This window comes from Streptomyces anandii JCM 4720 (assembly GCF_014650655.1).
GTDB lineage: Bacteria > Actinomycetota > Actinomycetes > Streptomycetales > Streptomycetaceae > Streptomyces > Streptomyces anandii.
On the sequence record NZ_BMVJ01000001.1, the window covers coordinates 193,460 to 216,178 of the forward strand.

General features: G+C 71.4%; 20 protein-coding genes and 2 pseudogenes. 13 read left to right on the forward strand and 9 right to left on the reverse strand.

What is annotated here, in order from left to right; all coding sequences use genetic code 11:
* Window positions 1-69: 69 nt before the first annotated feature.
* Window positions 70-747, forward strand: coding sequence for a pirin family protein (locus IE249_RS00855; protein WP_189702810.1), 678 nt, complete (start codon window positions 70-72; stop codon window positions 745-747).
* Here the strand turns inward: IE249_RS00855 and IE249_RS00860 are convergent.
* Entirely contained in the window at window positions 744-1,565 is an 822-nt protein-coding gene (locus IE249_RS00860; protein ID WP_189702811.1) for a serine hydrolase domain-containing protein, read from the reverse strand. The genes IE249_RS00855 and IE249_RS00860 overlap by 4 nt on opposite strands.
* 112 nt (window positions 1,566-1,677) lie before the next feature.
* A complete protein-coding gene (locus IE249_RS00865; protein WP_189702812.1) occupies window positions 1,678-2,148 on the reverse strand; it encodes a GNAT family N-acetyltransferase in 471 nt (156 codons plus the stop codon).
* A 106-nt stretch (window positions 2,149-2,254) separates the two neighbouring features.
* On the opposite strand from IE249_RS00865, the gene IE249_RS00870 reads away from it, so the two are divergent.
* A complete protein-coding gene (locus tag IE249_RS00870) occupies window positions 2,255-2,737 on the forward strand; it encodes a MerR family transcriptional regulator (RefSeq protein ID WP_189702813.1) in 483 nt (160 codons plus the stop codon).
* A gap of 22 nt (window positions 2,738-2,759) precedes the next feature.
* Here IE249_RS00870 and IE249_RS00875 read toward each other — a convergent pair whose 3' ends face one another.
* The 3 genes from IE249_RS00875 to IE249_RS00885 all read right to left on the reverse strand — a co-directional run bounded on the left by IE249_RS00875 (window position 2,760) and on the right by IE249_RS00885 (window position 5,749).
* Window positions 2,760-3,632 carry a DUF4429 domain-containing protein gene (locus IE249_RS00875; protein ID WP_189702814.1) on the reverse strand — a complete coding sequence of 291 codons (873 nt, stop codon included), beginning with the start codon at window positions 3,630-3,632 and terminating at the stop codon, window positions 2,760-2,762.
* 83 nt (window positions 3,633-3,715) lie between these two features.
* Window positions 3,716-4,918, reverse strand: coding sequence for an alpha/beta hydrolase (locus IE249_RS00880; protein ID WP_189702815.1), 1,203 nt, complete (start codon window positions 4,916-4,918; stop codon window positions 3,716-3,718).
* A gap of 162 nt (window positions 4,919-5,080) precedes the next feature.
* The gene (locus IE249_RS00885; protein ID WP_189702816.1) at window positions 5,081-5,749 is read right to left on the reverse strand and encodes a TetR family transcriptional regulator; all 669 of its coding nucleotides are present in this window, start codon (window positions 5,747-5,749) and stop codon (window positions 5,081-5,083) included.
* Window positions 5,750-5,871: 122 nt separating this feature from the next.
* Here IE249_RS00885 and IE249_RS00890 point away from each other — a divergent pair, with 122 nt between their 5' ends.
* Window positions 5,872-7,488: an MFS transporter gene (locus IE249_RS00890; protein ID WP_189702817.1), complete on the forward strand. Its 1,617-nt coding sequence runs from the start codon at window positions 5,872-5,874 to the stop codon at window positions 7,486-7,488.
* 251 nt (window positions 7,489-7,739) lie between these two features.
* Window positions 7,740-8,087: a small hydrophobic protein gene (locus IE249_RS35760; protein ID WP_229857339.1), complete on the forward strand. Its 348-nt coding sequence runs from the start codon at window positions 7,740-7,742 to the stop codon at window positions 8,085-8,087.
* A gap of 90 nt (window positions 8,088-8,177) precedes the next feature.
* Here the strand turns inward: IE249_RS35760 and IE249_RS00895 are convergent.
* Window positions 8,178-8,894 (reverse strand): annotated as a pseudogene (locus IE249_RS00895) (potassium channel family protein); the annotation flags it as partial.
* A gap of 109 nt (window positions 8,895-9,003) precedes the next feature.
* Complete coding sequence (aceE, locus tag IE249_RS00900; RefSeq protein ID WP_189702818.1) at window positions 9,004-11,751, reverse strand: pyruvate dehydrogenase (acetyl-transferring), homodimeric type; 2,748 nt, start codon at window positions 11,749-11,751, stop codon at window positions 9,004-9,006.
* A 388-nt stretch (window positions 11,752-12,139) separates the two neighbouring features.
* On the opposite strand from aceE, the gene IE249_RS00905 reads away from it, so the two are divergent.
* The 6 genes and pseudogenes from IE249_RS00905 to IE249_RS00930 all read left to right on the forward strand — a co-directional run bounded on the left by IE249_RS00905 (window position 12,140) and on the right by IE249_RS00930 (window position 16,692).
* Window positions 12,140-12,577: a DUF3052 domain-containing protein gene (locus IE249_RS00905; protein WP_189702819.1), complete on the forward strand. Its 438-nt coding sequence runs from the start codon at window positions 12,140-12,142 to the stop codon at window positions 12,575-12,577.
* A gap of 118 nt (window positions 12,578-12,695) precedes the next feature.
* Entirely contained in the window at window positions 12,696-13,154 is a 459-nt protein-coding gene (locus IE249_RS00910; RefSeq protein ID WP_189702820.1) for a peroxiredoxin, read from the forward strand.
* A 113-nt stretch (window positions 13,155-13,267) separates the two neighbouring features.
* Window positions 13,268-13,843: a TerD family protein gene (locus IE249_RS00915; RefSeq protein WP_189702821.1), complete on the forward strand. Its 576-nt coding sequence runs from the start codon at window positions 13,268-13,270 to the stop codon at window positions 13,841-13,843.
* A 136-nt stretch (window positions 13,844-13,979) separates the two neighbouring features.
* On the forward strand, window positions 13,980-14,558 hold the full coding sequence (locus tag IE249_RS00920; RefSeq protein WP_189702822.1) for a TerD family protein: 579 nt from the start codon (window positions 13,980-13,982) through the stop codon (window positions 14,556-14,558).
* 75 nt (window positions 14,559-14,633) lie between these two features.
* Window positions 14,634-15,825 (forward strand): annotated as a pseudogene (locus IE249_RS00925) (DUF475 domain-containing protein).
* Window positions 15,826-15,957: 132 nt separating this feature from the next.
* The gene (locus IE249_RS00930) at window positions 15,958-16,692 is read left to right on the forward strand and encodes a TerD family protein (RefSeq protein WP_189702823.1); all 735 of its coding nucleotides are present in this window, start codon (window positions 15,958-15,960) and stop codon (window positions 16,690-16,692) included.
* 22 nt (window positions 16,693-16,714) lie between these two features.
* Here IE249_RS00930 and IE249_RS00935 read toward each other — a convergent pair whose 3' ends face one another.
* On the reverse strand, window positions 16,715-17,542 hold the full coding sequence (locus IE249_RS00935; protein WP_189702824.1) for a TerD family protein: 828 nt from the start codon (window positions 17,540-17,542) through the stop codon (window positions 16,715-16,717).
* A gap of 198 nt (window positions 17,543-17,740) precedes the next feature.
* Here IE249_RS00935 and IE249_RS00940 point away from each other — a divergent pair, with 198 nt between their 5' ends.
* The 3 genes from IE249_RS00940 to IE249_RS00950 are packed head-to-tail and all read left to right on the forward strand — an operon-like array spanning window position 17,741 to window position 22,187.
* Entirely contained in the window at window positions 17,741-18,907 is a 1,167-nt protein-coding gene (locus tag IE249_RS00940; RefSeq protein ID WP_189702825.1) for an HpcH/HpaI aldolase/citrate lyase family protein, read from the forward strand.
* Window positions 18,908-18,915: 8 nt separating this feature from the next.
* Window positions 18,916-21,363: a phosphoribosyltransferase gene (locus IE249_RS00945; protein WP_189702826.1), complete on the forward strand. Its 2,448-nt coding sequence runs from the start codon at window positions 18,916-18,918 to the stop codon at window positions 21,361-21,363.
* Entirely contained in the window at window positions 21,363-22,187 is an 825-nt protein-coding gene (locus tag IE249_RS00950; RefSeq protein ID WP_189702827.1) for an HAD family hydrolase, read from the forward strand. The genes IE249_RS00945 and IE249_RS00950 overlap by 1 nt, the downstream gene beginning before the upstream one ends.
* Before the next feature lie 15 nt (window positions 22,188-22,202).
* On the opposite strand, the gene IE249_RS00955 is transcribed toward IE249_RS00950, so the two are convergent.
* Entirely contained in the window at window positions 22,203-22,430 is a 228-nt protein-coding gene (locus IE249_RS00955; protein ID WP_189702828.1) for an FmdB family zinc ribbon protein, read from the reverse strand.
* Between the last annotated feature and the right edge of the window lie 289 nt (window positions 22,431-22,719).

Here is a 22,719-nt window from a genome sequence, read left to right on the forward strand (position 1 = left end):
GTGCGTGCCGCCGGGTCAGGGGTGGGGCCTTGAGGGCCTGTCCGGACACCGGGGTCTACGGTGGTCTGCGTGACGACGGACGTACGGCGCGCTGCGGAGCGCTACCAGGGCGGCGACCCGGCCGCCGGGATCACCACCCGGCACGCCTTCTCCTTCGGCCCGCACTACGACCCCGGCAACCTGCGTTTCGGCGCCCTGATCGCCTGCAACGAGGAGCGCCTGGCCCCCGGCGCCGGCTTCGGCGAGCACCCGCACAGCCACACCGAGATCGTCACCTGGGTCGTCGAGGGCGAGCTGACCCACCGCGACTCCACCGGCCACGAGACGGTCGTCCGCCCCGGCGACGTGCAGCACCTGAGCTCGGCGGCGGGGGTCCGCCACGTCGAACGCAACGACACCGGCGCCCCCCTGACCTTCGTCCAGATGTGGCTGGCCCCGCTGGAGCCCGGCGGCGACCCCCGCTACGAGATCGTCCACGGCATCGCCGACTCGACCCCGTACGCAGTCCCCGAGGCCGCCGCCATGCTCCACATCCGCCGCCTGACCCCGGGCGAACGCACCGCGATCCCGGACGCCCCCCACGTCTACCTCCACGTGGTCCGCGGCGAAGTCGCCCTCTGCGAGAACCACTTGACCCCGGGCGACGCGGCCCGCCTCACGAACACCGAGGACCGGGAGGCGGTGGCGGTGACGGAATCGGAACTGCTGATGTGGGAGATGGCGGCCACCGCCACCGGCCCGCGCTAGCCGCGCAGTTCCGCCAGTACCGCGTCCGTGAAAGCCGGCCACGCCTCGACGGCCCATGGGCCGAAGGCCCGGTCCGTCAGGGCCACGCAGGCTGCGCCCGCGTCCGGGTCCGTCCACAGGAAGGTGCCGGACTGGCCGAAGTGGCCGAAGGTGCGGGGGGAGGAGGAAGTGCCGGTCCAGTGCGGGGACTTGGAGTCGCGGATCTCGAAGCCGAGGCCCCAGTCGTTGGGGTTCTGGTGGCCGTAGCCGGGCAGGACGCCCTTCGTGCCCGGGTACTGGACCGTCATCGCCTCGGCGACCGTGCGCGGGTCCAGGAGACGGGGCGCCTGCAGCTCGGCGGCGAAGCGGAGGAGGTCCTCGACCGTGGAGGCGCCGTCCTTGGCGGGGGAGCCGTCCAGGGACGTGCTCGTCATGCCCAGCGGCTCCAGCACCGCCTGGCGCAGGTACTCCGCGAACGGGATGTCCGTGGCCTTGGCCACATGATCGCCCAGGACCTCGAAGCCGGCGTTGGAGTACAGCCGGCGCTCGCCGGGCGGGGCCGTCACGCGGTGTTCGTCGAAGGCCAGGCCGGAGGTGTGGGCGAGCAGGTGGCGGACGGTGGCGCCGGGCGGGCCGGCCGGCTCGTCGAGCTCGACCGCGCCCTCCTCGTAGGCGACGAGCACCGCGTAGGCCGCCAGCGGCTTGGTGACCGAGGCCAGCGGGAAGCGCTGGCCGGCCGGGCCGTGGGTGCCCGGCACCGTGCCGTCCGCGCGGACCACGCCCGCCGCGGCGGTGGGGACGGGCCAGTTCTCGATCGAGGCCAGGCTGTGCAGCGACATGGGACCGAGCCTAGGGCCTGTCCGGCGGATCAGGTCGCAGAAAAGCGACGACGCCTGGTCGACCCAGGTGACCCCGCGTCTGCGGCATGACCGCCGGACAGGCCCTGAGCGGTCACAGCCACAGCTCCAGCAACGGGTCGGGCTTGGGGCGGAAGCCCAGGGAGGTGTAGAGCGGGGCGCCCTGCGTGGACGTGGTGAGCTGCACGCGGTCGGCGCCGCGCTCGCGGAACCAGCCCAGCAGCGCGTCCATGCACGCGCGCGCGTACCCGCGCCGGCGGGTGCCGGGGTCGGTGGCGACGCTGAAGACGTAGCCGACCGTGCCCAGCGGGTTGCCCGCCCGGCCGATCCGGTAGTCGAGCGTGCCCGCCACCAGCGCGGCCAGCGCCCCCGGCCGCTCAGGGTGGTCCACGACGAACGCCGCGAAGTCCCCGTCGGGCTCGGCGAGCCTGGCCCGCAGCGTGGGCAGGGACCGCTCGTGCCAGTCGGTGGAGCCGTCCGCCGCGGCCATCGAGTCGATCATCACCTGGCGCAGCCGCAGCACCTCACCGGCGTCCTCGGGCACGGCACGTCGTACGAGACTCATGGCGCGCAGGCTAGCCAGCGCCTCCCGGCCGCGTCGCGCGCTTTTCTCACCGGCTTCCAGGGTTCCGCTTGCCTGGAGTGCACTCCAAGGCCATAGCGTGGAGGTCATGACGGTGACACAGACCACGGCCGTGGCCACCGAGGAGACCGAGTCGACCGACATCTGCTCCCCCCCGCCGCGGCGCCACCCGCGCCCCGACGGACAGGACAGCTACACGATCAGCGAGGTCGTCGCCTTCACCGGGCTCACCGCGCACACGCTGCGCTGGTACGAGCGGATCGGGCTGATGGCCCACGTCGACCGCTCGCACACCGGCCAGCGCCGCTACACCAACCGCGACCTGGACTGGCTCGACCTCGTCGGCAAGCTCCGGCTGACCGGCATGCCGGTGGCCGACATGGTGCGGTACGCGGAGCTGGTGCGCGCGGGCGAGAGCACGTACGGCGAGCGGTACGAGCTGCTGGAGGCGACCCGCCGGGACGTCCTGGCCCGGATCGCCGAGCTCAGGGACACCCTCGCCGTCCTGGACTACAAGATCGGCATCTACGCGAACGCCGGGCAGTCCTACGAAACCGCCCGTACCCGCTGACCACCGCCCGCCCCGGCCGTCCTCACAGCTCCGCGAGCAGCTCCGCCTTCTTCACCGAGAACTCCTCGTCCGTCACCAGCCCCGCCTGGTGCAGTTCGCCGAGGTGGCGGATGCGGTCGGCGATGTCGGCCGGGTCTCGGCGCGGGGCCGGGACCGGCACCGGCGTAGAGGGACCCGCGGCGCGCACCGCGGCGAGTACGGCGGCCGCGAAGGGCAGTGACTCGTGCACCGGGCCGTACCCGAGCCCGAACACGACCGCGGCCGGGTCCTGGTCCGGCTGCGGCGGCCGGGAACGGTCGGCGGCGCCCTGTGCGGAAGCCGCCTCGCGGGGCAGCAGCCGCAGATGGCCCTCGAAGATCTCCGGCGAGCGCCACTCCACCCCGCCGAGCCCGGCCACGGGAAAGCTCTGGTCGCCGGCCTTCCACTTGGCCGAGGAGGCGCCGGTCCACGACCAGCGGAACCTCACCGCGCTGCCGTCGAAGGACGCCTTCCCGTCGTACGCCTTGAACCGCAGCGGCGGCTCGGGCGGGGCCACCAGGTGGCGTTCGGCGGGGCCGCTCCCGGTGAGCCGTTCGCGAAGTTCCTCGGCGTAGTACTCGGCCAGGGTCGCCCGCTCGGCGGGCACGACCAGCCGGTAGGGGTCGCAGCCCTCCTTGAGCTGGCCGTCGGCCGCGTCCATCAGCGGGTCGGCGCCGGGTCTGGGCTCGGCCCGCAGGACCACGGTCCCGCGCCGGCCCGGGGTGAGCGTCACGCCCGCGAGGGCGGTCAGCGGGACCCGGCGTTCGCCGAGCGTCTGGAAGAGCTTCGGTGTCCGTATCCCCCGTTCGTAGCGGATGAGCACGGAATCGGACTCGAACTCCCAGGCAGCATGAAATCCGGTCAGTACGTCACCCATGCGGCTCATCGTAGGCGGCACGAGCTGCTTCGTCCCTCCTCGCGCGGACCGCACTTCCTGCTGTCTCTACGCGCGTCCGGCCTTCATCGTGCGGGCAGATCCGCCCGGCACCCGTCGTCGTCGTGGGCGCAGCGCACCGAGTCGTAGGCGCCGACGCCGATCTCCGCGAAGTTGGTCAGGCTGTCGGTGCCCGGCTCGAAGTAGCCGGCGTGTCCCTTCGCGCCCCGCGCCGACAGCACGCGCGCGCCGAACGCCGAGGAGACCGGGTCGGCGCCGTGGCCGAGTCCGCCGAGCTCCAGGTACGGCACGTCCTGGATCCAGTCGGTGGCGTCCCGCATCGCCCACACCTTCGCGGAGGTGTGCAGGTGGGATGCCTTGCGCACGCGCATGCCCGGGCTCGCGGCCACCGCTATGTCGGAGACCCGGCCGGGCAGCGAGCGCGCGGCCACCCCGCACAGCACCGAGCCGTAGCTGTGGCAGAACAGCGAGACGGGGGAGCGACCGGGCAGCCCGCGCAGCAGCGCGTTCAGCCGGACTGCGCCCTCCTCGGCGCGCATCGCGGTGGCCGCGTCCACGCCGAGCCCGCTGGGCGCGGTGTAGTCGGCCCAGGCGATCACGGCCGTACGGGTGCCGGGTGCGGCGGTGCGCTCGGCCGCGTACAGCGACTTCGCCATGCCGTACGGCGCCGAGTAGGGGCGGTAGCTCTTCTCGAAGGTGAGCAGGTCGGTGTCGACGCCGGGGACGACCACGGAGATCCGCGCGGCCCTGGGCAGGTCGCCGAAGACCTCGGCGATCCGGCCGGAGCCCTCGGGGTCGAAGGCGAGGATCTGGCGGTCCCCGGCCGTCAGCGTGGTGAAGCGGTGCATACGGCGGCCCGCGTCCTGCTGGCCGGCCGGGGTGAGCCGGGGGTCGTGCATGCGCTTGAGCTCGGCCTTGCGGGCCTGGCCGAGCGCGATGCGGTTGGCCTCGTAGCGCAGGGGCAGGGGGGCGCCGTTCATGTTGCCGACCGCGAGCGGATAGCGGTGGGCGAGGCGGGCGCGGTCCCGCTCGGTGAGCGAGGCGAAGAAGCGGCTCAGCCGGGCGGGGGAGGCGTCCGCGCCGGGGAGCCGGTGGCCGTGCAGCCGGCCGTGGTCCCAGGCGGACAGGGAGGCCTGGAGGGCGGTGGACCCGCGGTGGCTGCGCACGGCCGTCCAGCCGGTGGTCGCCAGCATCACGAAGACCACGGCCAGCGCGAGCAGCGCGCGCCAGACGTTGAGCTGCGGGGAGGTGGTGTCGAAGGAAGTCACTGGGAGGACACACTAGGAGAACGAGAGGGTCTCGCGTTAACCGAGTGACAGGGATCACGTTTCAATTCCTGTGACGGGGGCCTCAGTCCGTACGTCTGTTCAAGATCGGTCAGCCGTACGCCAGTTCAGCACCCGTCGGTGCGGCCTTCGCGTCGTTCCCGCTCAGGAACCGCCGCTCGTACGCCAGTTCCCGGTCAGCGCCGGTCCCACCTGGTCGAGGTAGGCGGCCGTGAGCGCGCGGATCGCCTCCAGGCTGAAGTCCTCACCCGTGCTCCACTGACGGCCCGTCACCCGCATCACCGCGCCGAAGACGGCGACCGCCAGCCGGGGCCGCGGGTCGGTGTCCACGTCGAGGCCCTCGCGCGCGGCGAGCAGGCGCGCGATCTCCTCCTCGGTCTCCGCCGAGCGCCGCAGATGCGCGGCGAGCAGCACCGGCGTCGACTCGATCAGCCGGAACATCCGCAGGTACAGCTCCACCGGCACCACCGAGGCGACCGCCTCGTTGATCGTGTCCCAGCCGTCCAGTACCGCCCGGCGCAGCGCCTCCAGCGGCGCCTCCCCGGGCGGGCGGCCGCGCAGGGAGCGTACGAAGTGCTCCTCGACCATCTCCTGCACGGCGAGGGCGACCTCCTCCTTGCCGGCGAAGTAGCGGAAGAAGGTGCGCTGGGAGACGTCGACGGCCTCGGCGATCTCGTCCACCGTGGTCCGCTCGTAACCCTGGGTGGTGAACAGCTCCAGCGCGGCCCGCAGCAGGGCGTCCCGGGTGCGCCGCTTCTTGCGCTCACGCAGACCGGGCCGCGGCACCGCCTCGGCGGTTCCCGCCGTCTCCATCAACTTCCCGGACCTCTCCCGTGCACCGTTCTCCCAGTTCAGACTATAAGGACATGGCGCGTCAGTTACCGACTAGTGAATCGGTTTGTCGTTTGTCAGTGGCTGTCACTAGCCTCGAAGGTATGACTAGTCAGACCACCATCGACACGACCGGGCCGGGGGACAAGGCCTCAGCCCCGTCGGACCCCACGCCCGCCGGCGGGCTGCGCGGCCACCCGTGGTTCACCCTGATCACCGTCGCCGTGGGCGTCATGATGGTGGCCCTGGACGGCACCATCGTGGCCATCGCCAACCCGGCCATCCAGAAGGACCTGGGCGCCAGCTTCGCCGACGTCCAGTGGATCACCAACGGCTACTTCCTCGCCCTCGCGGTCTCCCTGATCACCGCGGGCAAGCTCGGCGACCGCTTCGGGCACCGGCAGACCTTCCTCATCGGCGTGACCGGCTTCGCCGCCGCGTCCGGCGCCATCGGCCTGTCCGACAGCATCGCCACGGTCGTCACCTTCCGCGTCTTCCAGGGCCTGTTCGGCGCGCTGCTGATGCCGGCCGCGCTCGGCCTGCTGCGGGCCACCTTCCCGGCCGAGAAGCTCAACATGGCCATCGGCATCTGGGGCATGGTCATCGGCGCCTCCACCGCGGGCGGCCCGATCCTCGGCGGCGTGCTCGTCGAGCACGTCAACTGGCAGTCGGTGTTCTTCATCAATGTGCCGGTCGGCGCCCTCGCCCTGATCCTCGGCCTGCTGATCCTGACCGACCACCGCGCCGAGAACGCGCCGCGCTCCTTCGACGTCCTCGGCATAGTCCTGCTGTCCGGCGCGATGTTCTGCCTGGTGTGGGCGCTCATCAAGGCGCCGTCCTGGGGCTGGGGCGACGGCAAGACCTGGGCGTTCATCGCCGCCTCCGTGGTCGGCTTCGCGCTCTTCGCCTTCTGGGAGACCAAGGTCAGGGAGCCGCTGATCCCGCTCGGCCTGTTCCGCTCCGTCCCGCTGTCCGCGGGCGTGGTGCTGATGGTCCTCATGGCGATCGCCTTCATGGGCGGCCTGTTCTTCGTCACCTTCTACCTGCAGAACGTGCACGGGATGAGCCCGATCGACGCCGGTCTGCACCTGCTGCCGCTCACCGGCATGATGATCGTCGGCTCCCCGCTCGCGGGCGCCATGATCACCAAGCTCGGCCCGCGCATCCCGCTGGCCGGCGGCATGCTCGCCACCGCGATCGCCATGTACGGCATGTCCACCCTCAAGGCGGGGACGGGCAGCCTCACCATGTCGATCTGGTTCGCCCTGCTCGGTCTCGGTCTCGCGCCCGTCATGGTCGGCGCCACCGAGGTCATCGTCGGCAACGCCCCGCTGGAGCTGTCCGGCGTGGCCGGCGGTCTCCAGCAGGCCGCCATGCAGATCGGCGGCAGCCTCGGTACGGCCGTGCTGGGCGCCGTGATGGCCTCCAAGGTCGACAACGACCTGCCCGGCAACTGGAAGGACGCGGGGCTCCCGCCGCTCAGCCAGTCCCAGCTGGACCAGGCCTCCGAGGCCGTCCAGGTCGGCGTGGCGCCGGTGCCGAAGGGCACGCCCGAGGCGTTCGCCGCGAAGATCACCTCCGTCGCGCACGACACCTTCATCTCCGGCATGAGCCTGGCCTCGCTGGTCGCCGCCGGGGTGGCCGCCGTGGCCGTCCTGGTCGCGCTGCTCACCAAGCGCGGGCAGAACGCGGACGCCGGCGCGGGCGTCGGCCACATCTGACCGGGGCGGTTTCGCCCATCAGGGTGACGCGGCCGGGGATCCCACGCCCCCGCCGCGCGCCGCAGGTCACAGTGGGTCACGTCCTCCGCAGGGGACGGAGGGCGTGAACGCTGCGGCGCGCTGCCGGAGGGGGGGGGCAGCGCGCAGGCAGCAATGCGAGCCGGTGGTCCGGGAATTGACGACCGGAACCGGGGTACCCGCGTACACGAACCCCGAAAGAACCCCAACTCGACACGGGGTCCAAGGAGTTGATGATGGCGGGCTTCGGACACGGAACGCGCGAACACCCCCGTTCACGTAGCCGGACGTGGTCACGATGGGGGTCCCCCCGGGCGAGCGGATTCGAGGCTGGGGGAGGGCCGGACAGCGCGACGCTCGGAATCATCGGAACCATCTGCGCGATCGCCGGTTTCTTCGTGCTGGGCATCATCCTGGGCCCGGTGGCGGTCGTCTGCGGCTGGCTCGCGATGGGCCGCAGCTGGGCGGGCGCCAACCGCTCGGTCCCGGCCCTGGTCGCCCTCGTACTGGGCGCCATCGACACCCTCCTGGCCGTCATCTGGCTGGCAGGAGCGGCAACCTGGGGCAACGGCATGTTCTGACCCCGGGCGGTGCGGGAAAGGGCCTCCGGCGCTCGGCCGGGGGCCCTTCCCGCCGCCCGGCGCACCCGCGACCGCGCTCAGAGCGCCCGCGCTCAGCGCGCCGACCTCCGCGCGCAGCCTGCGCACCTCCTCGGTCAGCAGCTCGATGGCCTCGGTCTGCCGCCGCTCCTCCACGTCGTCCCGCTCGAACCGGGCGATGAACCACGCAGCGATGTTCGCGGTCACCACACCGAGCAGCGCGATCCCCGACAGCATCAGCCCGACGGCCAGCATCCGCCCGAGCCCGGTGGTCGGCGCGTGGTCGCCGTACCCCACGGTGGTCATCGTGGTGAACGACCACCACACCGCGTCACCCAGTGTCCTGATGTTCCCGTTGGGTGACTCGCGCTCCACCGACAGCACGGCCAGCGAGCCGAACATCAGCAGCCCGACCACCGCGCCGGCGACGTACGTCGTCAGCCGGATCTGCTCGGCCATCCGCGCCCGCCGCCCCACCAGCATCAGCGTGGACACCAGCCGCAGCAGCCGCAGCGGCTGGAGGATCGGCAGCACCACCGCGCACAGGTCCATCCAGTGGGTGCGGACGAACTCCCGGCGGCCCCGGGCGAGTGCGAGCCGCATGAGGTAGTCGGCCGCGAACGCGCCCCACACCACCCACTCCACCACCGTGCACCCGAGGGTCAGGGACGGGCTCGCGGAGCTGTTCACGATCGGCACGGCGTACGCGGCGGCGAAGGCGAGCGCGAGCACCAGCAACGGCCGCTGCGTCCGCCGTTCCCACCGCTTCTGTGCCGAGAGTTCCTCCATGTCCGCATCGTAGGGACACGGCACGCGAAGGGCGGCGGAGCCCACGGCCCCACCGCCCTTCACCGGCCCGGTCGCGAACGCCCGGCCGGGACCGGCCGCCTGCTGCCGCCTACGCGTCGCCGCCCGCGACCCCGGGGTCCGCCGCCGCCACGTCCAGCAGCTGGTAGCGGTCGATGGCCTGCTTGAGCACCGACCGGTCGACCCTGCCCTCGCGGGCCAGCTCGGTCAGCACGGCCACCACGATGGACGGCGCGTCGATGTGGAAGAACCGCCGCGCCGCGCCCCGGGTGTCGGCGAAGCCGAAGCCGTCCGCGCCCAGCGACTGGTACGTGCCCGGCACCCAGCGCGCGATCTGGTCCGGCACCGAGCGCATCCAGTCGGAGACGGCCACGAACGGCCCCTCCGCCCCGCTCAGCTTCCGCGTCACCCACGGCACCCGCTGCTCCTCCTCCGGGTGCAGCAGGTTGTGCCGCTCGCAGTCGACGGCCTCGCGCCGCAGCTCGTTCCAGGAGGTCGCCGACCAGACGTCCGCCTTGACGTTCCAGTCCGCCGCGAGGATCCTCTGCGCCTCCAGGGCCCACGGCACCGCCACGCCCGAGGCCATGATCTGCGCCGGGATCTCGCCCGCCGTGCCGGCGGAGATCCGGTGGACGCCCTTGAGGATGCCCTCGACGTCCACGTCCGCCGGCTCGGCCGGCTGCTGGATGGGCTCGTTGTAGACGGTGAGGTAGTAGAAGACGTCCTCGCCGTGCGGGTACGTCTCGTCGGCGCCGTACATCCGGCGCAGGCCGTCCTGCACGATGTGGGCGATCTCGTAGCCGTACGCCGGGTCGTAGGCGACGCACGCCGGGTTGGTCGAGGCCAGCAGCTGCGAGTGGCCGTCCGCGTGCTGCAGACCCTCACCGGTCAGGGTCGTGCGTCCGGCGGTCGCGCCCAGTACGAAACCGCGCGCCAACTGGTCGGCCATCTGCCAGAACTGGTCGCCGGTGCGCTGGAAACCGAACATCGAGTAGAAGACGTACACCGGGATCAGCGGCTCGCCGTGGGTGGCGTAGGCCGAGCCGGCCGCGATCGCCGACGCGGTGCAGCCCGCCTCGGAGATGCCGTCGTGCAGCATCTGGCCGGTGGGCGACTCCTTGTAGGCGAGCAGCAGATCACGGTCGACGGACTCGTACTGCTGGCCGAGCGGGTTGTAGATCTTCGCGCTCGGGAAGAAGGAGTCCATGCCGAAGGTGCGGTACTCGTCGGGCGCGATCAGCACGAACCGCCTGCCGAGCTCCTTGTCCCGCATGAGGTCCTTCAGGAGCCGCACGAAGGCCATGGTGGTCGCGATGGACTGCTGGCCCGAGCCCTTCTTCACGGACGCGTACGTCTTGTCGTCCGGCAGCGCGAGCGGCTTGGCGCGCACGATCCGGGTCGGCACATAGCCGCCGCAGCCCTTGCGGCGGTCGTGCATGTACTGGATCTCCTCCGAGTCGCGGCCCGGGTGGTAGTACGGCGGGGCGCCGGACTCCAGCTCCTTGTCGGAGATCGGCAGGTGCAGCCGGTCGCGGAAGCGCTTGAGGTCCTCGACCGTCAGCTTCTTCATCTGGTGGGTCGCGTTGCGGCCCTCGAAGTTCGGGCCGAGCGTCCAGCCCTTGACCGTCTTGGCCAGGATCACCGTGGGCTGGCCCTTGTGCTCCACGGCCGCCTTGAACGCCGCGTAGATCTTGCGGTGGTCGTGACCGCCGCGGCCCAGCATCAGGATCTGGTGGTCGGTCATGTTCTCGACCATCGCGCGCAGCCGGTGGTCGTCGCCGAAGAAGTGGTCGCGGATGTACGCGCCCGACTCGGTGGCGTAGGTCTGGAACTGGCCGTCGGGCGTGGTGTTCATCTTGTTGACCAGCACGCCGTCGCGGTCCTGGGCGAGCAGCGGGTCCCAGGAGCGGTCCCAGATCAGCTTGATCACGTTCCAGCCGGCGCCGCGGAAGACCGACTCCAGCTCCTGGATGATCTTGCCGTTGCCGCGCACCGGGCCGTCCAGCCGCTGCAGGTTGCAGTTGACCACGAAGGTCAGGTTGTCCAGGCCCTCGCGGGCGGCGATGGACAGCTGGCCCAGCGACTCCGGCTCGTCCATCTCGCCGTCGCCGAGGAAGGCCCACACGTGCGAGTCGGAGGTGTCCGCGAGGCCGCGCGCCTGCATGTACCGGTTCATCCGGGCCTGGTAGATCGCGCCGATCGGGCCGAGGCCCATGGAGACGGTCGGGAACTCCCAGAAGTCGGGCATGGAGCGGGGGTGCGGGTAGCTGGAGAGGGCGTACGGGGCCTTGGACTTCTCCTGGCGGAAGCCGTCCAGGTGCCGCTCGGTGAGCCGGTCCAGCAGGTACGCGCGCGCGTAGATGCCCGGCGAGGCGTGGCCCTGGAAGAAGACCTGGTCGCCGCCGCGGCCGTCGTCCTTGCCCCGGAAGAAGTGGTTGAAGCCCACGTCGTAGAGCGAGGCGGAGGAGGCGAAGGTGGCGATGTGGCCGCCGACCCCGATGCCGGGGCGCTGGGCACGGGAGACCATCACCGCGGCGTTCCAGCGGGTCGCGTTGAGGATCCGGCGCTCGATCTCCTCGTTGCCCGGGAAGAACGGCTCGCTCTTGGTCGGGATCGTGTTGACGTAGTCCGTGCTGCGCATTTCCGGGACGGCCACGCGCTTCTCGCGCGCGCGTTCGATCAGCCGGAGCATGAGGTAGCGGGCCCGTTCCCGGCCCCGCTCGTCGACGGCCGCGTCGAGCGAGTCCAGCCACTCCTGGGTCTCTTCGGGATCGAAGTCAGGAACCTGACTCGGAAGGCCGCCAATGATGATCGGGTTGCGATCGGATCCGGAAGCCACGCTGTTCCTTACCTGTCAGAGGGTGACGTTTTTGAGCTATGTCCGGGATTCTCCCGGGTTTCGGCCTGTGCCTGCACCGTTCCCCATCGTGTACCTCGGGACAGGCAAAGTCATCTCTACCGAGGGGTAATCGGGGGTACTCGGGACCAATGGCCCTCGTGGCGGCGATTCCCGAACGGACAAACCGGGCAGAAGGGTGTGGTGCTCGTCACCTCTGATCGCGATACCGTGTCAGGAGTTGCGGCGACACAGCCGGGATCGTCACCGTTTCGGCGGTCCGGACCGCCGGGTACTTGCGCGATCGGGCCCGCCCGTGTGGACTACGGCCAATGCTTCGCGCACGCGCGTGGCTGAAGACCCATATCGCAACACCATCAGGAGGCAACCCGTGAGCGCGACCGCGGACCACGCGGAGGAGCGGACGAACCCGGCCGGCAGGCTGGGGTTCCAGCCCGGACAGGTGGTCCAGGAGATCGGCTACGACGACGACGTCGACCAGGAGCTCCGCGAGGCCATCGAGGAAGCGATCGGCAGCGAGCTCGTCGACGAGGACTACGACGACGTGGCCGATGCCGTGGTGCTGTGGTTCCGCGACGAGGACGGCGACCTGACGGACGCGCTGGTCGACGCCACCACGTACATCGAGGAGGGCGGGGCCATCCTGCTCCTCACGCCGAAGACCGGCCGTACGGGGTACGTGGAGCCGAGCGACATCTCCGAAGCCGCGACGACGGCGGGTCTGTCGGCCGCCAAGAGCGTCAGCGTGGGCAAGGACTGGAGCGGCAGCCGGCTGGCGACGCCCAAGGCGGCCAAGTCCAAGAAGTAACCGTAACCGTCCACGGACGACCGGACGGGCCGATTCGCGTCGGCCCGTCCGCAGGCCTGCGGTGATCGCTGCGTAGGGTGGTACCACCCGAACAGTCCCACCGAAGGGAAGCAGGACGATGGCGATCCAGGTCGGAGACAAGGCGCCCGACTTCGAGCTCAAGGACAACCACGGCCGGACGGTACGGCTGTCCGACTTCCGCGGCGAGAAGAACGTGGTGCTGCTGTTCTACCCGTTCGCCTTCACCGGCGTGTGCACCGGCGAGCTGTGCGCGCTGCGCGACAACCTGCCCCGGTTCGTCAACGACGACACCCAGCTGCTCGCCGTCTCCAACGACTCCGTCCCCACCCTGCGCGTCTTCGCCGAGCAGGAGGGCCTGGAGTACCCCCTGCTGAGCGACTTCTGGCCGCACGGGAACACCTCGCGCGACTACGGCGTCTTCGCCGAGGACAAGGGTTGCGCCGTGCGCGGGACCTTCATCATCGACAAGGAGGGCGTCGTGCGCTGGACCGTGGTCAACGACCTGCCGGACGCCCGTGACCTGAACGAGTACGTGAAGGCCCTCGACACCCTGTGATTCTTCGGCTCCATGGCCTGCGGGGTGCGGGAACCCGTCACTAGGATCGACACGTTGATCCCATATCCGATGAACGACGGGGCTCCCCGCCCCCGGACACCAATGGAGGACTCGTGGGAGTCAGCCTCAGCAAGGGCGGCAACGTATCGCTGACGAAGGAGGCCCCGGGCCTGACCGCGGTCCTCGTCGGCCTGGGCTGGGACGCCCGCACCACCACGGGCACCGACTTCGACCTCGACGCCAGCGCACTGCTGCTGAACAACTCCGGCAAGGTCGGCAACGACCAGAACTTCGTCTTCTTCAACAACCTCAAGAGCCCCGACGGCTCCGTGGAGCACACCGGCGACAACCTCACCGGTGAGGGCGAGGGCGACGACGAGGTGATCAAGGTCAACCTCGCGGGCGTCCCCGCGGACGTCGACAAGATCGTCTTCCCGGTCTCGATCTACGAGGCCGAGAACCGCCAGCAGTCCTTCGGTCAGGTCCGCAACGCCTACATCCGCGTGGTGAACCAGGCCGGCGGCGCGGAGATCGCCCGCTACGACCTGAGCGAGGATGCCTCCACCGAGACCGCCATGGTCTTCGGCGAGCTCTACCGCAACGGCGCGGAGTGGAAGTTCCGCGCCATCGGCCAGGGGTACGCCTCGGGCCTGCGCGGCATCGCCCAGGACTTCGGTGTGAACGTCTGAGCCACCCGGCCGAACCGGTCCGGTCGGTCGCAACCGTCCGGGTCGAACGCACGACCGTCCGGCGCCGCGCGGGTTTCCGCGCGGCGCCGTACGTGCAGGACAACACAGAGGCACCATTTCGGGGAGGACCAGCATCATGGGCGTCACGCTCGCCAAGGGGGGCAACGTCTCCCTGTCCAAGGCCGCACCCAACCTGACCAACGTCATGGTCGGACTCGGCTGGGACGCGCGCTCCACCACCGGAGCCCCCTTCGACCTGGACGCGAGCGCCCTGCTGTGCGGCGCGGGCAACCGGGTGCTGGGCGACGAGTGGTTCGTCTTCTACAACCAGCTCAAGAGCCCGGACGGCTCGGTGGAGCACACCGGCGACAACCTCACAGGTGAGGGCGAGGGCGACGACGAGTCGATCCTGGTCGACCTCACCAAGGTGCCGCTGCACTGCGAGAAGATCGTCTTCCCGGTCTCCATCCACATGGCCGACGAGCGCGGCCAGACCTTCGGCCAGGTCTCCAACGCCTTCATCCGGGTCGTCAACCAGGCCGACGGCCAGGAGCTCGCGCGCTACGACCTGAGCGAGGACGCCTCCACCGAGACCGCCATGATCTTCGGCGAGCTCTACCGCTACCAGGGCGAATGGAAGTTCCGCGCCGTGGGGCAGGGGTACGCGTCCGGACTGCGCGGGATCGCTCTAGACTTCGGAGTCAATGTTTCGTAAAGCCCGGCGTGGCGCGGGGGGCAAACCTCCCCCCAGCCCCGCCCGGGGACCCCCAGCAGACGGATTGGGTAGCCAGTGCTTCTGAAAACCTTCGGCTGGTCGTTCGCGATTACCGCGCTCGGCCTGGTCGCCGCGGTCTTCTACGGGGGGTGGACCGCTTTCGGCATCGTGGCGATCCTGTCCATCCTCGAGATCTCGCTGTCCTTCGACAACGCGGTCGTCAACGCCGGAATCCTGAAGAAGATGAATGCCTTCTGGCAGAAGATCTTCCTCACGGTCGGCGTGCTCATCGCGGTCTTCGGCATGCGGCTGGTCTTCCCCGTCGTGATCGTCGCCATCAGCGCCAAGATGGGGCCGATCGAGGCCGTCGACCTCGCGCTCAACAACAAGGACCGCTACCAGCAACTGGTGACCGACGCCCACCCGGCGATCGCCGCCTTCGGCGGCATGTTCCTGTTGATGATCTTCCTCGACTTCATCTTCGAGGACCGGGACATCCAGTGGCTGCGCTGGATCGAGCGGCCGCTGGCCAAGCTCGGCAAGGTCGACATGCTGTCGGTCTGCATCTCCCTGGTCGTCCTGCTGATCACCTCCTTCACCTTCGCCACCCACGCCCACCAGCACGGCGGCGCGCACGCCGACAAGGCGCAGACGGTACTGATCGCCGGCATCGCCGGCCTCATCACGTACATGGTCGTCGGCGGCCTGTCCGGCTACTTCGAGGACAAGCTCGAGGAAGAGGAGGAGCGCGAGCACGAGGAGGAGGAAGAGGCCGCGCGCACCGGGCGCAAACGCTCGGCGGCCGTGCTCGCCGGCAAGGCGGCGTTCTTCATGTTCCTCTACCTCGAGGTCCTGGACGCGTCCTTCTCCTTCGACGGCGTGATCGGCGCCTTCGCCATCACCAACGACATCGTTCTGATGGCCCTCGGCCTCGGCATCGGCGCCATGTACGTCCGGTCCCTGACGGTCTACCTGGTCCGCCAGGGCACCCTCGACGACTACGTCTACCTGGAGCACCCTGGTCCGCCAGGGCACCCTCGACGACTACGTCTACCTGGAGCACGGCGCGCACTACGCCATCGGCGCCCTGGCCGTGATCCTCATGGTCACCATCCAGTACGAGATCAACGAGGTCATCACCGGTCTCGTCGGCGTCGTCCTGATCGCCTGGTCCTTCTGGTCCTCGGTGCGCCGCAACCGCGCGCTGGCGGCCGCGGAGGAGGCCGCGGGCTCGGACGCCAAGACGGAAGTGTCCTCCAAGGTGTGACGCCCCCCGGGGCGAGGAACGCTCTGAGCGGGGCGGCCCGCGGGAAGGGGCGGCGAGCAGCCGTCCGTGCCCCGGGGCCGCCCCGCGGCATGTGTGCGGGGCAGTGGGTGCGGTCGAGCGTGGGGGCGGGAGATGGGTTTCTTCGACGGTCTGCTGGGCGGGCGCGGACAGGACTTCGACTCGGGCAGCGCCGCGAGCAACGCGATCGAACTGACCAAGCGGCACCACCAGGTGTCGCTGACCAAGCAGGGCGCGGCCACCGGGCATCTGCGCGTCAACCTGACCTGGCGGATGCGCACCTCCGACATCGGCGGCTCCGCCCGGGAGAGCCTGCTGCGGCACCCCTTCAAGGCGCTCAGGCCGCCGGAGGTGATGGGCCACAGCCAGTCCATGGTCAACGTCGACCTCGACCTGGGCTGCCTGTACGAGCTGGCCGACGGCACCAAGGGCGTGGTCCAGCCGCTCGGCGGGTTCCTCGGGGACGTCAACGCCCCGCCGTACGTGAAGCTCAGCGGCGACGACCGGTTCGGTTCCGCCTCCGGTGAGACGATCTACGTCAACCTCGACCACCGCGACGACATCAAGCGCCTGCTGGTCTTCGTCTACATCTACGACCAGACCCCGGCCTTCGACCGCACCCACGCGATCGTCACGCTCTACCCGAGCAACGGCCCGCGCATCGAGATCGGTCTCGACGAGCGCCAGCCGCAGGCCCGCTCCTGCGCTGTCGTCCTGATCGAGAACGTCAAGGGAGAGCTGGTCGTGCGCCGCGAGGTCAAGTTCGTCTACGGCTTCCAGTCGGAACTGGACCGGCTGTACGGCTGGGGATTGCAGTGGGGCCGCGGCTACAAGACCGCCGACCGGTGAGCCGGCGGGGCCGGCGCCCCGGCTACCGCCCGATGAACTGCGGTCCCTGCGGCGGCAGCCGGAACTCCGGGTCCGGCGCGGGGCCCACGGGCGGCGGGTAGCCGTACCCCGTCTGCGGATAGCCGTACGCGGGCTGACCGGACGCATACGGGCAGCCGTAGGACGGCTGGGCCGTCACGGCGGGCCGGACCGGCTGCGCGGGCAGCTCCGGGGGCAGCGGCTGCGCCGTGGTGGGCGCCGCGTCCGGCCCGGTGGACGCCGGTGCCGCGGACCACTCCCCGGCCCCCTCGGCGCCCTCCGCCTCCTCCGACTCGTCCACCGAGATGCCGAAGTCGGTCGCGAGGCCCTTCAGGCCGTTGGAGTAGCCCTCGCCGAGCGCCCGGAACTTCCAGCCCTCTCCGCGCCGGTACAGCTCCCCGCAGATCAGGGCCGTCTCCTGGCCGGTCTCCGGCTTGATGTCGAAGTGGGCGAGCGGCTCCCCGTCGGCGACGGCCGCGTCGTACAGCGCGATCCGCAGGTCCCGTACGCGGTCGAAGCTCACGCCGTCCGCCGAGGCGACCAGCAGGATCCGGCCGACCTGGGACTCCAGGCCCGCGAGGTCGGCCTGGACCGTGTCGGTCAGGCCGTCCGCGACCCGCTTCTTGCCCAGCCGCCACACCTTCCCGCAGGGATGCCGGGGCTGGTTGTAGAAGACGAAGTCCTCGTCGGAGCGCACACGGCCGTCGGGGCCCAGCAGCAGCGCGGAGGCGTCGACGTCGGGGACCTGCTGCCCGGGCGTCCAGCGCAGCACGGCCCGTACCGTGGCGGCCTCCAGCGGGACGTTGGATCCCTTCAGCATCGCGTGCGTCATGCGGTCATCCTGCCTTCTCGGTCCTGGTCACGACAACGCGGGGTGAGGGGCGAGGGGGGGAGCCCGACAGGTTCCGACACGGCCGGGTTACCAGAAGTTCATGCCCGACGGGAACTTCTGACCGGGATTTGTACGTACTATTACCGGCCACCCTTTCCAAAATCCGACCGGCCGCTCGCATCGTAACGGGGGAGCTATATGCGTCATTTCGGGCACCTGGCTCCTGAGGTGCGGCAGCGACTCTTCCACCAGGAGCCGTGCGAGTTCACCGCCGACTCCCCGGCCCGGCTGCTCTCCGCCGCCCTGGGCGCCACCCTCTACAGCCCGGCCACCCGGCCCCGCCTCGCCGACGACATCGTCAAGCAGGCCCGGCGCGGGGTGGTGTCCATGGTGCTGTGCCTGGAGGACTCCATCGGCGACGCGGACGTGGCCGCCGGCGAGGCCAACCTCGTCAGCCAGTTCGCCGACCTGGCCGCCCGCCCCGGCGCCGGGCTCCCACTGCTGTTCATCCGGGTCCGCGTCCCCGGGCAGATACCCGACCTGGTGCGCCGCCTCGGGCCCGCCGTACGGCTGCTGTCCGGCTTCGTGCTGCCCAAGTTCACCGCGGAGCGCGGACTGCCGTTCCTCGAGGCCGTCGAGGCCGCGGAGGCGGAGTGCGGGCGGCGGCTGTTCGCCATGCCGGTCCTGGAGTCGCCCGAGCTGCTCTACCGCGAGTCGCGGGTGGAGACCCTGGAGGGCATCTTCCGCGCCGTCGACAAGCACCGGGAGCGGGTGCTCGCCCTGCGCCTGGGCGTCACCGACTTCTGCTCCTCCTACGGGCTGCGCCGTGCCCCCGACATGACCGCCTACGACGTCCAGGTCGTCGCCTCCGTGATCGCCGACGTGGTGAACATGCTGGCCCGCGCGGACGGCACCGGTTTCACCGTGACCGGGCCGGTGTGGGAGTACTTCCGCATGCCGGAACGGATGTTCAAGCCTCAACTGCGTCAGAGCCCCTTCCTGCAGGTGCAGGCCGTCGAGCTGCGCGAGAGACTGATCGAGCACGCGATGGACGGGCTGCTGCGGGAGATCTCCCTCGACCACGCCAACGGCCTGCTCGGCAAGACCTGCATCCACCCCTCCCACGTCCTGCCCGTGCACGCGCTGTCGGTCGTCAGCCATGAGGAGTTCAGCGACGCGGCGGACATCCTCAGACCCGAGCGGGGCGGCGGGGGCGTGCTGAGATCGGCGTACACCAACAAGATGAACGAGGTGAAGCCGCACCGCGCCTGGGCCGAGCGGACCCTGCAGCGCGCCGAGGTCTTCGGCGTCGCCCGGGAGGACGTCGGTTTCGTGGAGCTGCTCGCCGCCGCCATCCCCAGCTGAAGGAACGCATGAACAAGGCAGTCAACGACGCGGTCTGGTCCGGCACCTGGGTCGCCGAGCGGCTCGGGGTCGAACTGCGGGGCGACGACGAGCTGACGGGCCTGCTGGGCCTCGCGCTGCGCCGCAACCCCAAGCGCGCCCACCTGCTCGTGTCCAACGTGCTCGGCAAGCACGTACCGCAGTCGCCGTCGGTGGTGTACGGGCACGGATTCGCGCTCGGCCGCCGCGTGCGGGACCTGCTGGGCCCGGCCGAGGCCGCCGAGGCCGTCGTCCTCGGGTACGCGGAGACGGCGACCGGCCTCGGCCACTCGGTCGCCGACGGCCTGGGCACGGCCCGCTGCCTGCACTCCACCCGCCGCCCGGTCGCCGGGGTCGCGCAGGCCGGCGGCTTCGAGGAGTCCCACTCGCACGCCACCTCCCACCTGCTGCTGCCCGAGGACCCGGCCCTGCTGGCCGGACCCGGCCCGCTGGTCCTCGTCGACGACGAGTTCTCCACCGGCAACACCGTCCTGAACACCATCCGCGACCTGCACGCCCGCCATCCGCGCCGGCGCTACGTCGTGGTCGCCCTCGTCGACATGCGCTCCCCGGCCGACGCCGGCCGCCTGCACGACCTCGCCCGCGAGACCGGCGCCCGCGTCGACCTGGTGGCCGCCGCCTCGGGCACGGTCGAGCTGCCCGAGCACGTCCTGGAGAAGGGCCGCGAACTCGTCGCCCGCTACGAGCGGCCGGCCCTCCCCGCCCAGCGTGCCCGCGGCCGGATCACCCGGGTCGGCCTCGGCTGGCCCCGTGGCCTCCCGGACGGCGGGCGGCACGGCTTCACGCCCGCCCACCGCGACCGCCTGGAGCGCGCCCTGCCCGCCATGGCCGCCCGGCTCGCCGAGGCGCTGCCCGCGGACGCCCGCCGGGTGCTGGTGCTCGGCTTCGAGGAGCTGATGTACGCCCCGCTCCGGCTGGCCCGGGAGCTGGAGCACGTCACCGGAGCCGAGGTGCGCTACTCGACCACCACCCGCTCGCCCGTCCTCGCCGTCGACGACCCCGGCTACGCCATCCGCACCCGCCTGGTCTTCCCCGCCCACGACGACCCGGCCGACGGCCCCGGCGAGCGGTACGCGTACAACGTCGCCGGCGCCGGCTTCGACGCGGTCGTCGCCGTCGTCGACTCCGTAGCCGACACGCCCGAACTGCACGCGCCCGACGGGCTGCTCGCGCAGCTCGCCGCGCACACCCCGCACGTCCTGCTCGCGGTCGTGCCCTCGTACGTCCCCGCCCGCCCGCACGCCCCCGAAAGGCCCTCCATGCTGCCCGAGCCCCTGCGCGGCCCCGCCTTCTCCTCGTACGCGCCACAGGAGGTCGGCTGGCTGCTGCGGGACCTGTCGGAGGTGACGCTGGAGGCGCCGACCGAGGAGCGCGAGGAGGCGATCCAGAGCGGCGGCGCGCACTACGCCGAGTCGCTCCCGGTGGAGTACCAGCCGAGCGAGCAGTACCAGGAGCTGTTCCACGCGGCCCTGGAGGTCTCCGCCGCCCGGATCGCCCAGGCCGTCGGCGTGGTCACCGAGACGGTCCTCACCGAGCGGACACCGGCCCCGGTGCTGGTCTCGCTCGCCCGCGCGGGCACGCCGGTCGGCGTGCTGATGCGCCGCTGGGCCCGCTTCCGGCACGGCCGCGAACTGCCGCACTACGCCGTGTCGATCGTGCGCGGCCGAGGCATCGACGCCAACGCGCTGCGCTGGCTGGCCGCCCACCACGACCCCGCCGACGTCGTCTTCGTCGACGGCTGGACCGGCAAGGGCGCCATCACCCGCGAACTGGCCGACGCCATAACGGAGTTCGAGCGGGAGGAGGGCGTCACCGGGTTCGACCCGGAGATCGCCGTGCTGGCCGACCCGGGCTCCTGCGTACGCACCTACGGCACCCGCGAGGACTTCCTCATCCCCTCCGCCTGTCTCAACTCCACCGTCTCCGGCCTGATCTCTCGCACGGTGCTGCGCGCCGACCTGGTCGGCCCGCACGACTTCCACGGCGCGAAGTTCTACCGCGAGCTGGCCGGCTCCGACCTGTCGAACGTCTTCCTCGACGCGGTCGGCGCACGCTTCGCCGAGGTCGCCGACTCCGTCGACACCGCGGTCAAGGAGCTGCTGTCCGCCGACCGCACGCCCACCTGGGAGGGCTGGGCGGCCGTGGAGCGCATCAGCGAGGAGTACGGCATCCACGACGTGAACCTGGTCAAGCCGGGCGTCGGCGAGACCACGCGCGTGCTGCTGCGCCGGGTGCCGTGGCGGATCCTCGCCCGCGCGGGCGCGGGAGCCGACCTGGACCACGTGCGGCTGCTGGCCGAGCAGAGAGGGGTCCCGGTCGAGGAGGTGGACGCGCTGCCGTACACCTGCGTGGGCCTGATCCATCCGCGCTACACACGCGGGGCGACCGGCGCCGACGGCCGGGCGGTGAACAGCTGATGCCGGTGCTGGTGGCCAGCGACCTCGACCGTACGCTCATCTACTCCGCCGCCGCCCTGGCGCTGACCATGCCCGACGCGCGGGCGCCCAGACTGCTGTGCGTGGAGGTGCACGAGAGCCGGCCGCTGTCCTACATGACGGAGACGGCGGCCCAGGGGCTCACCGACCTCGCCGACGCGGCGGTGTTCGTGCCCGCCACGACCCGCACCCGCAAGCAGTACCTGCGCATCAACCTGCCGGGCCCCGCGCCGGCGTACGCGATCTGCGCCAACGGCGGCCATCTGCTCGTGGACGGCGTGTCCGACCCCGACTGGCACCGGCGGGTCACCGAGCGGCTGGCCGGCGAGTGCGCGCCGCTGGCCGAGGTGCAGGAGCACCTGCTGCGCACCGCCGACCCGGTGTGGGTGCGCAAGCACCGCGTCGCCGAGGACCTGTTCGCCTACCTGGTGGTGGAACGCGAACTGCTCCCCGGTGACTGGGTGAAGGAACTCGGCGCGTGGGCGGAGAACCTGGGCTGGACGGTGTCGCTGCAGGGCCGCAAGGTCTACGCCGTGCCCAAGCCGCTCACCAAGAGCGCGGCCGTCCACGAGGTGGCCCGGCGCACCGGCGCGGACCTGGTCCTGGGCGCCGGTGACTCGCTGCTCGACGCCGACCTGCTGCTCGCCGTGGACCGGGGCTGGCGTCCCGCCCACGGCGAGCTGGCCGAGACGGCCTGGACGGCCCCCGCCATCACGGCCCTCCCGGAGCGCGGGGTGCTCGCCGGCGAGCGCATCGTCCGCGAATTCCTGCGCACGGCCCGGGGAACGGCCGGGGGAGCCCCGTAGGAGCCGCCGGGCGGGTCAGCCGCAGCAGCCGCCTCCGCAGCAGCCGCCTCCACCGCCGCCCGAGGCGCCCCGGGGCGCGGGGGACGGGGCGCTCGCGGAGCCGCCGACCGCCACCGTGGACAGCAGCTTGACCGTGTCGTCGTGGCCCGCGGGGCAGGTGGCCGGGGCGGCGGACTCCGCCATCGGACGGCTCAGTTCGAACGTGTCACCGCAGCTGCGGCACCGGTACTCGTAGCGAGGCATGGCCCCAGGTTACGGCCTGGTCGGCGGGCGTGACGGGACACACAGCGCTCCGCGTTTCTCATGTGTTGGTTTCTGTCCCGTTCTTGTGCGGAGGAATTGAAAAGACGGCTGATAATTTTATAGCGCCGCGAGGGCCGCGAGGCGGCTGGGAACCAGGGGGCTGGCGGCCGCAACTGCGGCGGCTGTGTCGACCCGCGCAGGCAACACGGAGTGCGGAGGGAGACGCAGTCGTGACCGAGGCAGGGCAGGGGGAGGGCCTCCCCGGGGAGGGCCGAGGGCCCCGCGGGCG